The 15,134-nt window shown below is 72.8% G+C and carries 9 protein-coding genes; 2 read left to right on the forward strand and 7 right to left on the reverse strand.

The window, feature by feature from the left end; all coding sequences use genetic code 11:
• Positions 1 to 771 precede the first annotated feature (771 nt).
• Together OG906_RS24000 and pulA are read left to right on the forward strand one after the other, a co-directional pair.
• Positions 772 to 2,499: a carbohydrate-binding module family 20 domain-containing protein gene (locus OG906_RS24000; protein ID WP_329445673.1), complete on the forward strand. Its 1,728-nt coding sequence runs from the start codon at positions 772 to 774 to the stop codon at positions 2,497 to 2,499.
• A gap of 95 nt (positions 2,500 to 2,594) precedes the next feature.
• The gene (gene pulA, locus OG906_RS24005; RefSeq protein WP_443067413.1) at positions 2,595 to 7,949 is read left to right on the forward strand and encodes a pullulanase-type alpha-1,6-glucosidase; all 5,355 of its coding nucleotides are present in this window, start codon (positions 2,595 to 2,597) and stop codon (positions 7,947 to 7,949) included.
• A gap of 104 nt (positions 7,950 to 8,053) precedes the next feature.
• On the opposite strand, the gene OG906_RS24010 is transcribed toward pulA, so the two are convergent.
• From OG906_RS24010 to OG906_RS24040, 7 genes are all read right to left on the reverse strand, one after another.
• Positions 8,054 to 8,578 (reverse strand): GNAT family N-acetyltransferase, encoded by a 525-nt coding sequence (locus OG906_RS24010; protein WP_329445675.1) that lies wholly within the window; start codon positions 8,576 to 8,578, stop codon positions 8,054 to 8,056.
• 52 nt (positions 8,579 to 8,630) lie between these two features.
• Positions 8,631 to 9,341: a TetR/AcrR family transcriptional regulator gene (locus OG906_RS24015; protein ID WP_053676124.1), complete on the reverse strand. Its 711-nt coding sequence runs from the start codon at positions 9,339 to 9,341 to the stop codon at positions 8,631 to 8,633.
• Between the two features lie 102 nt (positions 9,342 to 9,443).
• On the reverse strand, positions 9,444 to 10,493 hold the full coding sequence (locus OG906_RS24020) for a PDR/VanB family oxidoreductase (protein WP_329445677.1): 1,050 nt from the start codon (positions 10,491 to 10,493) through the stop codon (positions 9,444 to 9,446).
• Complete coding sequence (locus OG906_RS24025; protein WP_329445679.1) at positions 10,490 to 11,386, reverse strand: metal-dependent hydrolase; 897 nt, start codon at positions 11,384 to 11,386, stop codon at positions 10,490 to 10,492. The genes OG906_RS24020 and OG906_RS24025 overlap by 4 nt, the downstream gene beginning before the upstream one ends.
• Positions 11,387 to 11,506: 120 nt before the next feature.
• The gene (locus tag OG906_RS24030) at positions 11,507 to 13,435 is read right to left on the reverse strand and encodes a hypothetical protein (protein ID WP_392891929.1); all 1,929 of its coding nucleotides are present in this window, start codon (positions 13,433 to 13,435) and stop codon (positions 11,507 to 11,509) included.
• Between the two features lie 133 nt (positions 13,436 to 13,568).
• Complete coding sequence (locus tag OG906_RS24035) at positions 13,569 to 14,369, reverse strand: tyrosine-protein phosphatase (protein WP_329445681.1); 801 nt, start codon at positions 14,367 to 14,369, stop codon at positions 13,569 to 13,571.
• Positions 14,370 to 14,436: 67 nt separating this feature from the next.
• Positions 14,437 to 15,066 carry a rhomboid-like protein gene (locus tag OG906_RS24040; RefSeq protein ID WP_329445683.1) on the reverse strand — a complete coding sequence of 210 codons (630 nt, stop codon included), beginning with the start codon at positions 15,064 to 15,066 and terminating at the stop codon, positions 14,437 to 14,439.
• Between the last annotated feature and the right edge of the window lie 68 nt (positions 15,067 to 15,134).

Genomic DNA, 15,134 nt, shown 5'->3' on the forward strand with positions numbered 1-15,134 from the left:
CAGGGCAGGCAGACAGAGCGCCAGTGGGTGTGGGTGGGTGTTGGTGGAGCGGAAAGACATCTCCTTCAACCACAGACTCCGTCAGACCGCCCGGCACTCCCCACAAGTCCCTCATCAGGGACGCAGAGGCACCCGCCGATCGTGGCCGACCAGGTCATGACCTTGGGTGGCTTACGCCCGACCGCAGACGGGCCGCAGACGCTGAGCCGAGACTCACCAGCAGCGACCTGGTGCGGCTTATGCCCAGCACACGACGGGTTGTAGACGCTTGGCCGAGAGCAAGTGTGTAGCGATCTGGTGCGACCTCGGGCGCGCTCGCCCGTGACTTCTTGATGTGTTGTTCGGGGGAGTTCTGCGAGCGGAGCCTCCTCGCACCTCTCTGACGGGCCCGTTCTCCCTGCGCACACCCCCCGGCCATCCTTCGGGGGCTTCCCGACAGTCTTTGGCATTCCGGTTCGGACCGGTCGGTCAAGGGTGGCCGCAGGCCATCGCGAAGCGACGCGAGCGCAGCGAGCGCCCTTGAGGGACCGGCCCGAACCGGAAGGACAGTGGACTGACGGGACGCCCCCAACCCCTCACACCCCCGCCCGAGCGGCCACCCCCCCTCACACCCCCGCCCCGCCCCCACCCCCGCCCCGCGGCGGCGTTCCGGCACAGACCGGGACACGTCGACGAAACAAATCTGCAATCCCTTGCGCAAGGTCTTGCAGGGGTTCGGCCTGGCACCTACCGTCGCTGCAATCCCCACCTCTTCCGCCAGGAGGCCCCCGCATGCCTGCCAGAGCTGTCAGCGCTGCAAGAACCGCCAGAGTCACAACCCTGTTCGCCGCCACCGCACTTGTCGCCGCGTCCTTCACCGTTCAGGCCCCCCGGGCGGTCGCCGCCACTCCCGGCGCCAAGGACGTCACCGCCGTGTTGTTCGAGTGGCGCTTCGACTCCGTCGCGCGGGCCTGCACCGATAGTCTGGGACCCGCCGGGTACGGGTACGTCCAGGTGTCGCCTCCGCAGGAGCACATCCAGGGCGACCAGTGGTGGTCCTCGTACCAGCCCGTCAGCTACAAGATCGCCGGGCGGCTCGGTGACCGGACTGCCTTCAAGGGGATGGTCGACACCTGTCACGCCGCCGGCGTGAAGGTGGTCGCCGACTCCGTCATCAACCACATGGCCGCCGCCGACGGCACCGGGACGGGCGGCTCTTCGTACACGAAGTACGGCTACCCCGGCCTCTACTCCGGCGCAGACATGGACGACTGTCGGGCGACGATCTCGAACTACCAGGACCGGGGCAACGTCCAGAACTGCGAGCTGGTGCAGCTCGCCGACCTCGACACCGGCGAGGACTACGTGCGCGGCCGGATCGCCGGCTACCTCAACGACCTGCTCTCCCTCGGCGTCGACGGCTTCCGGATCGACGCGGCCAAGCACATGCCGGCCGCCGACCTCGCCAACATCAAGTCCCGGCTGAGCAACCCTTCCGCCTACTGGAAGCAGGAGGCGATCTTCGGTGCGGGCGAGGCCGTGTCGCCGTCCGAGTACCTGGGCAACGGGGACGTGCAGGAGTTCCGCTACGCCCGCGATCTGAAGCGGGTCTTCCAGAGCGAGAACCTCGCCCACCTGAAGAACCTCGGCGAGGCGTGGGGGTACATGCCCTCCGGGCAGTCCGCCGTCTTCGTCGACAACCACGACACCGAGCGCGGCGGTGACACCCTCAGCTACAAGGACGGCTCCGCCTACACCCTCGCCAACGTCTTCATGCTGGCCTGGCCCTACGGATCGCCGGACGTGCACTCCGGCTACGAGTGGAGCCAGAAGGACGCCGGGCCGCCCAACGGCGGTTCGGTGAAAGCCTGTTACGCCGACGGCTGGAAGTGTCAGCACGCGTGGCGGGAGATCTCCTCCATGGTGGCCTTCCGCAACGCCGCGCGCGGCCAGTCCGTCACCGACTGGTGGGACAACGGCGGTGACCAGATCGCGTTCGGGCGCGGCGCCAAGGCGTACGTGGCGCTCAACCACGAGGGCTCGGCGCTGACCCGGACCTTCCAGACGTCCCTCCCGGCGGGCGGGTACTGCGACGTCCAGAGCGGGCGCACGGTCACGGTCGACTCCGCCGGCCGGTTCACGGCCACCCTCGGCGCCGGCAGCGCGGTGGCCCTGCACGTGAACGCCCGCACCTGCGCCGGCGGCACCACCCCGCCGCCCGCGGCGGAGGCCGGGGCCTCGTTCGGGGTGAACGCCTCCACGGTCCTCGGCCAGAACATCCACGTGACGGGTGACCGGGCCGAGCTCGGGAACTGGAACACCTCCGTCGCCCCGAAGCTGGACCCGGCGGCCTACCCGGTGTGGAAGCTCGACGTCACGCTCCCGCCCGGCACGTCCTTCTCGTACAAGTACGTGCGCAAGGACGCCTCCGGGAACGTCACCTGGGAGAGCGGCGCCAACCGCTCCGCCACCGTTCCCGCGAGCGGTCGGGTCACGTTGACCGACACCTGGCGCAACTGACCCCGCCCCCGAACCAGGGTCGCCCGGCACCTCACTCCCCGCCACCGCCGGGCGGCCCTCGTCCCACGCAGACACGTGACCGAGGAGTCCTTGCCTTGATACGCCCCGCCGCGGGAGTGATCGCCGCCACCCTGGCCGTGACGCTCCTGCCCGCCCTCCCGGCGTCGGCCGCCTCCCGGCCGCCGGCCCCGCCCTCGGACGCCGCGCTGGCCGCCGAGCCGGCCCGCCACGACCTGACCCGGGAGCAGTTCTACTTCGTGCTCCCGGACCGGTTCGCGAACGGCGATCCGCGCAACGACCGGGGCGGGTTGACCGGCTCCCGGCTGGAGACCGGTCTGGATCCGACGGACAAGGGCTTCTACCAGGGCGGTGACCTCAAGGGGCTGACGGACCGGCTGGACTACATCAAGGGGCTCGGCACGACGGCCATCTGGATGGCGCCGATCTTCAAGAACCAGCCGGTGCAGGGCGCGGGAGCCGACGTCTCGGCCGGCTACCACGGCTATTGGATCACCGACTTCACGCAGGTGGACCCGCACTTCGGCACCAACGCCGACCTGGAGCGGCTGATCGACAAGGCGCACGGGAAGGGGATGAAGGTCTTCTTCGACGTCATCACCAACCACACCGCGGACGTCGTCGATTACCGCGAGGCCTCGCGCGGCTACCTCTCCAAGGGCGCCTTCCCGTACCTGACCAGGGACGGGGTGCCCTTCGACGACTCGGAGTACGCCGACGGGAAGCGGAAGTTCCCGGCGACGGACGCCGATTCCTTCCCGCGGACCCCCGTCGTGCCCGCGGCGAAGAAGAAGGTCAAGGTCCCGGCCTGGCTCAACGATCCGTCGATGTACCACAACCGGGGCGACTCCACCTTCGCCGGCGAGTCCTCCGAGCAGGGTGACTTCTCCGGCCTCGACGACCTGTGGACCGAGCGTCCCGAGGTGGTCGACGGGATGGAGAAGATCTACGAGAAGTGGGTCCGGGACTTCGACATCGACGGCTTCCGGATCGACACGGTCAAGCACGTCAACACCGGGTTCTGGACGCAGTGGGCCACGGCCCTGGACGCGTACGCGGCCAAGCGGGGCCGCGAGGACTTCTTCATGTTCGGCGAGGTGTACTCCGCCGACACCGCCGTCACCTCCCCGTACGTGACCCGGGGCCGGCTCGACGCGACCCTCGACTTCCCGCTCCAGGACGCGATCCGCGCGTACGCCTCCCAGGGCGCGGGGGCCTCGCGGCTGGGCTCGGTGCTGGCCGACGACCACCGGTACACCACCGACAAGGCGAACGCCTACGAGCAGGTCACCTTCCTCGGCAACCACGACATGGGCCGCTTCGGGGCCTTCCTGAAGCAGGACCGGCCGCAGGCGGGGGAGCGGGAGCTGCTGGACCGCTACCGGCTGGCCAACGAGTTGATGTTCCTCTCCCGGGGCAATCCGGTGATCTACTCCGGTGACGAGCAGGGCTTCACGGGCGCCGGCGGTGACAAGGACGCCCGGCAGCCCCTGTTCGCCTCGCGGACCGCCGACTACCTGGACGACGACCAGCTCGGCACGGCGCGTACCCACGCGAGCGACGCCTACGATCCGGAGCACCCGCTCTACCAGCAGATCAGTGCTCTCGCGAAGCTGACCCGGGACCACCCGGCCCTGCGGGACGGCGTCCAGAGCGCGCGCCTGGACACCGACTCCGTCCACGCGGTCGCCCGGACCGACGTCCGTACCCGTACCGAGTACCTGGTGGCCTCGAACAACGCGACCGGCCCCCGCACCGTGGAGCTCGACGCGCCGGCCGGCGCCGGTTACCGCACCCTGTACGGCGGCACCTCCCCGTACGCCGGCACCGTCCGGGCGTCCGCCGCCGGCAAGCTCACGGTCACCGTCCCCGCGCTGGGCTCGGTGGTCCTGCGGGCCACCGCCCCCCTCGCCCCGCCCGTGACCGGGCCGTCCCTGACCCTGAAGGCCCCGGCCGCCGGCGCCACCGGCACCGTCGAACTGTCCGCCGAGGCCACCGGGGGCTCCCTGAACCGGGTCGTCTTCGCCGCCCAGGCCGGCGCCGGGAAGTGGCAGGTCCTCGGCTCGGCCGACCACGCCCCGTACCGGGTCACCCAGCACGTCACGGCCGCGCCCGGCACCCCGCTGCGCTACAAGGCGGTCGTCGTCGACTCCGCCGGTCGCACCGCGAGCGCCCTCGCCGAGTCCGTCGCCGGCCAGGCCCCGCCCGTGGAGGTCCCCGGCGCGACGCAGCGCGAGTACGCGGTGGTGCACTACAACCGGCCCGACGGCGACTACGCGAACTGGCGGCTGTACGCCTGGGGCGACATCGCCGAGGGCGAGGCCACGCCCTGGCCCGAGGGCCACGCGTTCACCGGCCGTGACGCGTACGGGGCCTTCGCGTACGTCCGGTTGAAGCCCGGCGCCTCCTCGGTGAACTATCTGGTCATCGACAGGGACGGGAACAAGGACGTCGCCGCGGACCGCGCCGTCGACGTGACGAGGACCGGCGAGATCTGGCTCGAACAGGGCAAGGAGGCGGCCCGCACCGAACGCCCCGCCCAACCGCCGCAGGACACCACCAAGGCCGTCCTGCACTACCAGCGCCCCGACGGCGCGTACGACGGCTGGGGCCTGCACGTCTGGGCCGGCGCCGCGAACCCCACCGACTGGTCGAAGCCCCTACAGCCCACCCGCACCGACTCCTACGGCGCGGTGTACGAGGTCCCGCTCGCCGAAGGCGCCCAGAGCCTGAGCTACATCCTCCACAAGGGCGACGAGAAGGACCTGCCCTCCGACCAGTCGCTGGACCTGAAGGCCACGGGCCACGAGGTGTGGATGCTCGGCGGCAAGGAGCGCTACCTCCTCCCGCAGCCCGCCGGTTCGGCCGCAGCCCTTGACCTCAGCAAGGCCGAGGCCGTCTGGATCGACCGCGACACCGTGGCCTGGAAGGCCCCCGAGGCCGCCGCCTCCCTCCAGCTCCTCGCCTCCCGCGAGGGCCGCATCACCGTCGACGACGGACGGCTGAAGGAGGAGGGCGCCGCCTGGCTGCGCCTGAACCGCTCCGAACTCACCGCCGCCCAGAAGAAGAAGTTCCCGCACCTGGCCTCGTACGCCGCCTTCACCGTCGACGCCCGCGACCGCGACCGGGTCCGCGAGGCCCTGCGCGGCCAGCTCGTCGCGAGCGCCCGCGCCGCGAACGGCGCCGTCCTCGCGGCCACCGGCGTGCAACTCGCCGGCGTCCTCGACGACCTGTACGCCAACACGGCCCCGCTCGGCCCCGTCTTCAAGGACGGCCGTCCCACCCTCTCCGTCTGGGCCCCCACCGCCCGGAAGGTCTCCCTCGAACTCGACGGCCGTACCGTCGCCATGCGGCGCGACGACGCCACCGGCGTCTGGTCCGTGCGCGGCGAGCGGAGCTGGACCGGCAAGCCGTACCGCTACGACGTCACCGTCTGGGCCCCGAGCACCCGCCGGATGGTCCGCAACCTGGTCACCGACCCGTACTCCACCGCCCTGACCACCGACTCCGCCCGCAGCCTGGCCGTGGACCTCACCGACCCGAAGCTCGCCCCGACCGGCTGGCGGAACCTCAAGAAGCCCGCGCCCGTCCCCTTCACCTCCGCGCAGATCCAGGAACTCCACGTCCGGGACTTCTCCGTCGCGGACCGCACCACCACCCACCCCGGCCAGTACCTGGCCTTCACCGACACCGGCTCGGCCGGCATGCGGCACCTGCGCGACCTCGCCGCCGCCGGCACCTCCTACGTCCACCTGCTGCCGGCCTTCGACATCGGCACCATCCCGGAGAAGCCCGCCGACCGCACCGAACCCGCCTGCGACCTGAAGGCGTACGCCCCCGACAGCGAACAGCAGCAGGCCTGCGTCGGCGCCTCCGCCGCGAAGGACGCCTACAACTGGGGCTACGACCCGCTGCACTACACCGTGCCGGAGGGCTCCTACGCGAGCGACCCGAACGGCACCGCCCGCACGGTCGAGTTCCGCAGGATGGTCCAGTCGCTGAACGGCGCCGGACTGCGCACGGTCATGGACGTGGTCTACAACCACACCGTGGCCGCCGGACAGTCGGACCGGTCGGTCCTCGACCGGATCGTGCCCGGCTACTACCAGCGGCTGCTGCCCGACGGCGCCGTGGCCACCTCCACCTGCTGCGCCAACACCGCCCCCGAGAACGCCATGATGGGCCGGCTCGTCGTCGACTCGATCGTCACCTGGGCCAGGGAGTACAAGGTCGACGGCTTCCGCTTCGACCTCATGGGGCACCACCCGAAGGACAACATCCTGGCCGTGCGCAAGGCCCTCGACGGGCTGACCCTCGCCAAGGACGGGGTCGACGGCAAGCGGATCGTCCTCTACGGCGAGGGCTGGAACTTCGGCGAGGTCGCCGACGACGCCCGGTTCGTGCAGGCCACGCAGAAGAACATGGCCGGCACCGGCATCGCCACGTTCTCCGACCGCTCGCGCGACGCGGTCCGCGGCGGCGGCCCCTTCGACGAGGACCCCGGGGTCCAGGGCTTCGCCTCCGGACTGTTCACCGCACCCAACTCCTCGCCCGCGAACGGCACCCCCGAGGAACAGCGGGCCCGGCTGCTGCACGCCCAGGACCTGATCAAGGTCGGGCTGACCGGCAACCTCGCCTCGTACGCCTTCACCGACACCACCGGCCGCCGGATCAAGGGCTCCGAGCTGGACTACAACGGCGCCCCGGCCGGCTACGCGGCCGCCCCCGGCGACGCCCTGGCCTACGCCGACGCCCACGACAACGAGTCCCTGTACGACGCCCTGACCCTCAAGCTCCCGAAGGGCACCCCGGAGGCGGACAAGGCCCGCATGCAGGTCCTCGCCATGGCCACCGCGACCCTCTCGCAGGGCCCCGCCCTCTCCCAGGCGGGCACGGACCTGCTGCGTTCGAAGTCGCTGGACCGCAACTCCTTCGACAGCGGCGACTGGTTCAACGCCATCCACTGGGACTGCCGTGACGGCAACGGCTTCGGCCGGGGCCTCCCGCCGGCCGCCGACAACCAGCCCAAGTGGCCTTACGCGAAGCCCCTCCTGACCGGGCCGGGCGCCGGCTGCCCCGAGATCACCGGGACCTCCGCCGCCCACCGCGACCTGCTCAGGATCCGTACGACGGAACCGGCCTTCGCCCTCACCACGGCCGACGCCGTCCAGAGCGCCATCGGCTTCCCGCTCTCCGGGACCGCGGAGACCCCCGGAGTGATCACCATGACCGCCGGCGACCTGGTGGTGGTCTTCAACGCCACCCCGGGCGTCCAGTCCCAGCGGGTGGCCGACCTCGCGGGCCGCGGCTACGCGCTGCACCCGATCCAGGCCGCGGGTTCCGACGCGACCGTGAAGGGGTCTGCGTACGACACGAGGACGGGGCGGTTCACCGTCCCGGCCCGCACGGTCGCGGTTTTCAAGCGCGGCTGACCCGACCTTCCCCTTCCCCTGCGACACGGCGGTGCCGGACCCGGTCCGGCACCGCCGCCGCACGTGGTGCGGGCGACGGGGCCGGGCGCCGTGCGCGGGGTGCGTCACACGTCGAGGCGCCGCTCCATGAGGATCACCCCGTACACCCGGCCGTCCTTGCCCTGCTTCGAGGGGCATTCGCCGACGACCCGGTAGCCCGCGCCCTGGTAGTACGCGAGCAGCCGCGGATTGGTGGACACGCAGTCCAGCCGGGCCCGTTCCCGACCGGTCCGGGCGATCCGGTACTCGGCGTGTTCGAGTATCCGCATGCCCGCGCCGGCGGGCGCCGCCCCCCGCTCGATCATCAGGCGGTGGACGTAGCCGGCCACCGGAGGCTGGACGCCCCACGCCTCCTCGTCGGACCACCACAACTCGTAGGCGCCCACGACCCGTCCGTCGGCGTCCTCGGCGATCCACACCTCGCCCTCGCGGGTCTTCGCCCGGAAGTGCTCGGCGCCCTTGTCACCCGGTTTCCACTGGTCGATGTTGTTGGCCCGCATCCACCGGGCGGCCTGGTCGTACAGCTTCACCAGCGTGCCGGCGTCCTTCTCCACGGCCTGCCGGAACAACATCCCGTCGTCAATGATCACTCGGGCATTATTCCGCCACGGGGCCGCCACGTCATGATCAGCGGGGGCATGATCAACGTGAACGCGGAACCGTGGTCGGCACGATCGCCGCCAGCCGCCCGACCAACACCCCGAACGGCCCGTCGGCCGGCTCGTCGGCCAGGATGCGCACCAGGATCCCCGCCATCTCCTCGTCGTACGCGGCGCTCACGGCGGCCAGCGCCGCGAAGTCGTGCACCAACTGGAGCTCCAACTCGTTGCGGGGGATCTTCCGCCCGTCGAGCCAGATCAACGCCGTGGACTCGGCGAGCGACACCCACGTGCGGACCACGAGCTCCATCCGCGCGGGCGGCTTCTCGATCCGCAGGTGCGTGATGATCTGCTCGTACGCGGCCTGCCGGACCTCGTCGATCATCGCGTTGGCCCGGCTGCTCCCGGCCGCCGGCCCGCCCCGCATCAGGGCCGAGAAGCCGGGCCCGTGATCGTCGACGAACGCGAAGAACCGGCCCATGACCCGCAACAACCGCGCCCCGAGCGGACCCTCCTGCGGCTCGACGAACCGTTGCGCCAGCTCATCGGCGGCCCGCCGCAACGCGGCCTCGTACAGGCTGAGCTTGCCCGGAAAGTAGTGGTAGACGAGCGGCCTCGATATCCCGGCCGCCGCCGCGATCTCGTCGATCGACACATCGTCGGGCGACCGGTGGCTGAACAGCTCCAGGGCCACCCCGATCAGCTGCTGCCGCCGCTCCTCGACACCCATCCTGCGCCGCACCCCGGTTGTCATGCGGACACCATACTTCGCCCGCCACACCCCCTGACCAGAGCGCCTTCCCCCACGCCCGCCCGGAAGGACGGCGAAGGGGAAGGCGCGGTACCGCGACGTCGGCTACAGGTCCAGGACCAGGCGGTCCGAAGCCGCGCGGGAGACGCACAGGAGCATCGAGTCCTCCCGTTCGCCGTCCGTGAGGAGTTCGTCGCGGTGGTCGATCTCACCTGTCAGCACGCGGTGTTGGCAGGTTCCGCAGAAGCCCTGCTCGCAGGAGTACGGGGTGTTCGGCAGTTCCCGTCGGACCGCCGCCAGGGTGGTCTCGTCCGCGGCGACCTCCACGGTGCGGCCCGAGCGGCTCAACTCCACCGTGAACGGGTGCGTGGCGCCGCCCGCGGTCGCGGTGGGGGCGAAGCGCTCCAGGTGGACCGGTACGGCGGCCGGGGCCGCGGCCCGTACCGCCTCCATCAGCGGTTCCGGCCCGCAGCAGTAGACCAGCGTGCCCGGGGCGGCGGCGGTGACCGGGCCCAGGTCGGGCAGGCCGCTCTCGTCCTGCGCGAGGACCGTGACCCGGTCCCCGTACGCGGCGAGTTCCGCGAGGAACGGCATGGTGGCCCGGCTGCGGCCCCCGTACAGCAGCGTCCAGTCGGCGCCCGCCGCCTCGGCCGCGCGCAGCATCGGCAGGATCGGGGTGATGCCGATCCCGCCGGCCACGAAGACGTACGAGGGCGCCGGCGCGAGCGGGAAGCGGTTGCGGGGCGGGCGGAGTTCCAGCTCCGCGCCCTCCACGAGCTGCGCGTGCGCCTCGCGGGAGCCTCCCCGGCCGTCCTCGACGAGCCGGATCGCGATCGTGTAGCGGCCCCGGTCGGCCGGATCCCCGCACAGGGAGTACTGCCGCACCAGACCCGAGGGCAGCATCACGTCCACGTGCGCCCCCGGGGTCCAGGCGGGGAGCTCCGGCGATTCCAGGGTCAGTCGCAGGACCCCGTCCGCCGGTTCGGTACGGGCGACGATCAGGGCGCGCAGGGCCCGGCGCGGGGAGTACCCCGATATGGGGGTCTCCAGGGCGGGCAGCGGCCACAGCGGTGAGCGGCCGATGCGCCTGCGCAGGGCGCGCCGGGTCAGCACGGCGGCGCCCGCGACGGCGGTGAGGGTCAGGGCGCGCCTCACGGCCGCACCCCGCCGTTGGCGCCCGGCGAGGACGCCAGGTAGGCCTCCGCCTGGGCGGTGGACCCTTCCTGCGAGGGGTGGTACGTACGGGAGAGGTACGTGGGGATCGACTTCAGCATGGCTCCCGACGAGGGGAGCACCCCCTGCTGTCCGGCCCGGAAGAACTGACCCAACGAGGCTTTGGCGGCGGGCAGTTCGGGGTCGTTCTCCATGAAGAAGCGCGCCCCGCGCTGCCACAGGAAGGCGAGCGCCGCGAAGGCGGTGGCCCAGGTCCGGGCCCGGCGCCGGTAGCCGCCGTCGACGTGCATGAACAGGTCGAAGGCCACCGAGCGGTGCTCCACCTCCTCCGCACCGTGCCAGCGCAGCAGGTCCAGCATCATCGGGTCGGCGCCCCGCCGGTCCAACTCCTCCGCGTTGAGGACCCAGTCGCCCAGGAACGCCGTGTAGTGCTCGATGGCCGCGATCATCGCGACCCGCTCCATGAGCCACCAGTCGCGGGCCCTGCCCGGCGGCAGCGTGCGGTCGCCCAGCAGCTTCTCGAAGAGCCAGTCGACCTGGGCCGTGTACGGCGTCGGGTCCAGGCCCAGTCGCTTGAGGTGGGGGAGCACGTCGTCGTGCGCGGCGGCGTGCATGGCCTCCTGGCCGATGAAGCCGACGACGTCCGCGCGCAGCCGCTCGTCCGTGATGAGGGGGAGCACCTGCTTGTAGACGTGGACGAACCAGCGTTCGCCGGCGGGGAGCAGCAGGTGCAGCACGTTGATGGTGTGCCCGGCGAAGGGATCGCCGGGCAGCCAGTGGAGCGGGGTCGCGTCCCAGGAGAAGGAGACGTTCCGCGCCTGGAGGTCCATGTGTTCCGACGCCACGGGGGTGGGCGCGAGCGGCGTATTAGACATGGCGTCAATGTACTGAGGGGTAGCGAGATGGAAAACCCCTCTGCGCCGACTTCCTGCCGGCCTCCACGACCGACCCATGCCCGCGACGCTCAGCCGCGCGACACCCCTGGCGCGACACCCCTAGCGCAACACCCCCGCCTTCGTGCCGTCGGTCAGCTTGCCCGACAGGTCCACCTGGGCGCCCGCCGGAGCCTTGACCGCCAGTCGATTCCCGGTCGCGGCCCCGTTCACCCCGGCGCCCTTCACCGACAGCGAGGCGAACTGGGCGCTGCCCGCCGCCACCACGTACCACTGGCCCGCGCGGGACTTCCACAGGACGCCCGCCAGCACCCTCGGCTCCCGGGGTCCGCACGCCGGCGTGCCCTCGGCCTTGGCGGCCTGGGCCGCCGGCGGCGCGCCCGGCGCCAGGAACTGGGCCTGCACCCGGTCCGCCGTGCCCTGCCAGGTCTCCGCCCGGGTGCACAGCCAGGTCGCCGTGCCCTCCCGCTCCGGCAGCGGCTGCTTCGCGTACGTCCACGCGTTGACGCTGCGCACCCCGTGCGAGCGGACCGACGGCAACAGGCAGGCGGTCCGCGACCATTCGCCGAGTTCGGCCGCCTCCGTCACGTTCCGCTCGGCGCCCGGGGCGCCCGAGGTGAGCCGGGCCGGGGTCAGCTCGCCCAGGTCCGTGACCAGCCTCGTGGCGCCGTCGCCGGTCAGCGCCAGCGCGTTCCAGCTCGTGCAGTTGCCCCCGGGCGCCGGGCCCACGACGGGCGGCGTGACCCCGTCCGGGGTGAGCTTCAACGCCGTCGGGGCCTCGCCGGGCTTGAGGAGGTCCCGCAGCGCGGCGGCGCGCACCCAGGGCGCCGTGAGGTAGCGGACGTTGCCGTCGACGCGGCTGAGCACCAGCCCGGTCGCGGTGTCCGCCGAGGCGCCGTCGGTCCGGGCGAAGTCGAGGGCGGCTCCGGTGGTCCCGGACCGGGGCTCCGCGTACCGGATCACGCGCAGCCCGTCGTACAGCAGGACCACGACGGCCTGGTCGACGGCGCCCGCGTACAGCAGCTGCGGCGGGCCCATCGGGGGGCCGGTCGGGCTGCCGGGCGTGGCCGAGACCACGACCGCGGAGCCGGGCCTGGCCCAGACGGCGAGCGCCCGGCGCAGCAGCTCCGTGTCGTCGACGCGGTCACCGCGGGCGGGCCAGCCCGAGTAGTCCGTACGGGAGGACGTACGGCCGACCGTGGCCGCGACCCGCACCAACTGCTCCGGGTCGAGGGCCTGTTCGGCGGCCGCGTTGAGCGCGTACGACGGCGCGGCGGGCCCGTCCGACCCCCAGCCGCCGCCCGGCAGCGCGAGGAGCGCCCCGCACACCGCGAGGGCGGCCGCGCCGACCAGGGCGGCCCGGACGAAACGCCGCCGCCGCAGCAGGTCGGTGGGCCGCGCCTGGAGCACGCACGGGTCGAACTCGGGGGAGGCGAACAGGGAGTCGTGCACCGGATCCCCGGACTCCGCGACCGCCGCCGCCGGGTTCGCGACCCCGGCCTCGGTCAGCACCCGCAGCACCTCCGGCTCGGGCAGCCCCTCCAGCGCCCGCAGCACGCAGGCCGCGCGGCCGGGGCCGTTCAGGGTGGCCAGCCACTGGTCCAGCGCCAGCTCCTCGGCCCCGCCCGAGCGGGGGAACAGCCGCAGCCCCCACACCTGGGGCAGCACCGGCGGCAGTTGCCCGCGCAGCGGGAGCGCCCGGAACGTCAGCGGGATCCCCGCCTCCAGCGCGGAGCGCAGTACGCGCAGCCGGACGTACGCGTACCCGGACTCGGGGCCGCCCTCGCCCCGCTGCGCCGGCACCCCGCCGCGCACCGTGCCGGGATCCGAGCCCCGGCGGCCGCGCGGGAGCGCCCGCTGGGTCAGGGAGTGGGCGGTGAGCACCCGCCGGTTGCGGCCGAGGGCGGGCGGCAGCACCAGATAGGCGAGCCGCACCAGCCGCGGGTAGTGCTCGACGATGGCGGCCTCGGCCAGTTCGACGTCGGGGGTCACGGGGGGCAGGGGGCGGGTGGCGGTATCCGGCGCAGTCACGTTCAGCAGAACGAGCGAATCGTCCGATGGTCACCCGTCCCCAGCGCACCCGTTCGGGCCCGCGCGCCGGGGTGCGCGAGGGCGCGCGGGGCGACCCCGACGAACCGTTCCGCCGAGCGTCGGCCGCGCCGGCTCAGGCGATGAGGCGGGCCCGCAGCGCGTCGACGGTCCCGTCGGGGACGCCGAGGCCCTCGCGCACGTACTTCTCCATCGACCCGTACCGCGTCTCGACCTCCCGCAGGGCCGTCTCCAGGTAGGAGGGGAACACCCCGATCAGGGCCAGCGCGATGTCCGGGTCCCCGCCGGCCGCCGTGAAGCCCTCGATCATCCGCGCGAAGGCCCGCTTCACCGCGGGATTGACCGAGAGGTACTCCTCCATCAAGGTCTCCTCGTCGGCGCCGAGCAGCGACAGGATCACCGTCGCGCCCCAGCCCGTACGGTCCTTGCCGGCCGTGCAGTGGAACAGCAGCGGGCCCGCCTGCGGGTCGGCGGCCTCGGCGAGCAGCAGCCGGTACGCCGCCTGCGCGGACGCGGAGACCACGAACGACCGGTACACATCGGCGAAGATGGCCTGCGCCTTGCCCCCGCCGAGGTGCTCCTCGGCCACGGCCGGGTCGGACAGCAGGTCCTTGAGCTGCGCGGCGGCGGGCACGCCGCCCACCCCGGCCCGCATCTTGTCCGCCAGCACGTCGCTGACCAGCAGGCGCGCCCCGGCCGGCAGCCGGTCGGGGTGGTCGGCGCGTTCGGCGTCGCTGCGGAAGTCGATGACCGTACGGATTCCCAGCGCGGCCACGGTCGGGTCGGCGTCGAGGTCGAGCCGGTCGAGCTGGCCCGAGCGCAGGACGAGCCCGGGGCGCACGGTGCGGCCGCCGGAGAGCGGGGTGCCGCCGAGGTCGCGCAGGTTGGCGACGGTGGTGGACGGGGTGGCGGTCATCGTGGCGGCTCCAGCGCTGTGCGGATCGGACGGGTCGAGTGGGGACGGCAGGAGGGGGCGGGTCGGGTCACACGGCTCGCGTGCGGACGCTGCCGCGCGGTCCCGCCCCGGAGAGACGATCGACCGCCAGCGAGAGGCCGACTCCCACCCCCAGGGCCACCAGGTGACCGACATCGGTGAACGTCCGCCCGCGCTTGAACACCGGCGCCGCGGCGAGCGCCAACAGGCCGACCCGGGCGACGCCCCGCACCGTCCCGCGCGGCAGCGCGGAGGTGAGGACGCCGAGCACCGTGTTCAGTCCGTAGCTCGTGCCCACGTCCAGCGCCCGCCGGGTCTCGGTGTCCGCGGTGCGCCGGAGCACGGTGTGGACGAGCAGGGTGGCGCATGCGTGCCCGAAGAGGAAGGCCGCGGCCGTCCACCAGGCCCCGTACGCGTACTCCGCGTACCCGAGCGCGGCCACCAGCAGGAGCGCGTAGGGCAGGGGCATCGGCTCCTCGACGACGAGGGCACTGCTCAGCAACGTCCCCCAGTGGCCGGCGTCGAGGTTGTCGACGTTGGTCGAGCAGCCGCGCAGCACCCGCTCCCGTTCGTACGGGGCCAGGCGTGCCATGACGTGGGCCCCCAACTGGACCCCGCCGGTGTAGGCGACGGCGACGGAGCCGGGGGGAAGCGGCCGGGACCAGGGCAGTGGGTTCACTCGAACATGATCGGACACGGCCCCGTCGCGGCCGGCACCGGGCCTCGTGGGAGCATGACCAGGACATG

Origin of the sequence: Streptomyces sp. NBC_01426 (assembly GCF_036231985.1) — a bacterium.
In the GTDB taxonomy this organism is placed as follows: domain Bacteria; phylum Actinomycetota; class Actinomycetes; order Streptomycetales; family Streptomycetaceae; genus Streptomyces.

What these genes read in the sequence shown, in the direction of transcription:
- OG906_RS24000 (WP_329445673.1), top strand. Translation starts at nt 772, where the DNA reads ATGCCTGCCAGAGCTGTCAGCGCTGCAAGAACCGCCAGAGTCACAACC.
- OG906_RS24015 (WP_053676124.1), bottom strand. Translation starts at nt 9,341, where the DNA reads ATGACAACCGGGGTGCGGCGCAGGATGGGTGTCGAGGAGCGGCGGCAG.
- OG906_RS24025 (WP_329445679.1), bottom strand. Translation starts at nt 11,386, where the DNA reads ATGTCTAATACGCCGCTCGCGCCCACCCCCGTGGCGTCGGAACACATG.
- OG906_RS24035 (WP_329445681.1), bottom strand. Translation starts at nt 14,369, where the DNA reads ATGACCGCCACCCCGTCCACCACCGTCGCCAACCTGCGCGACCTCGGC.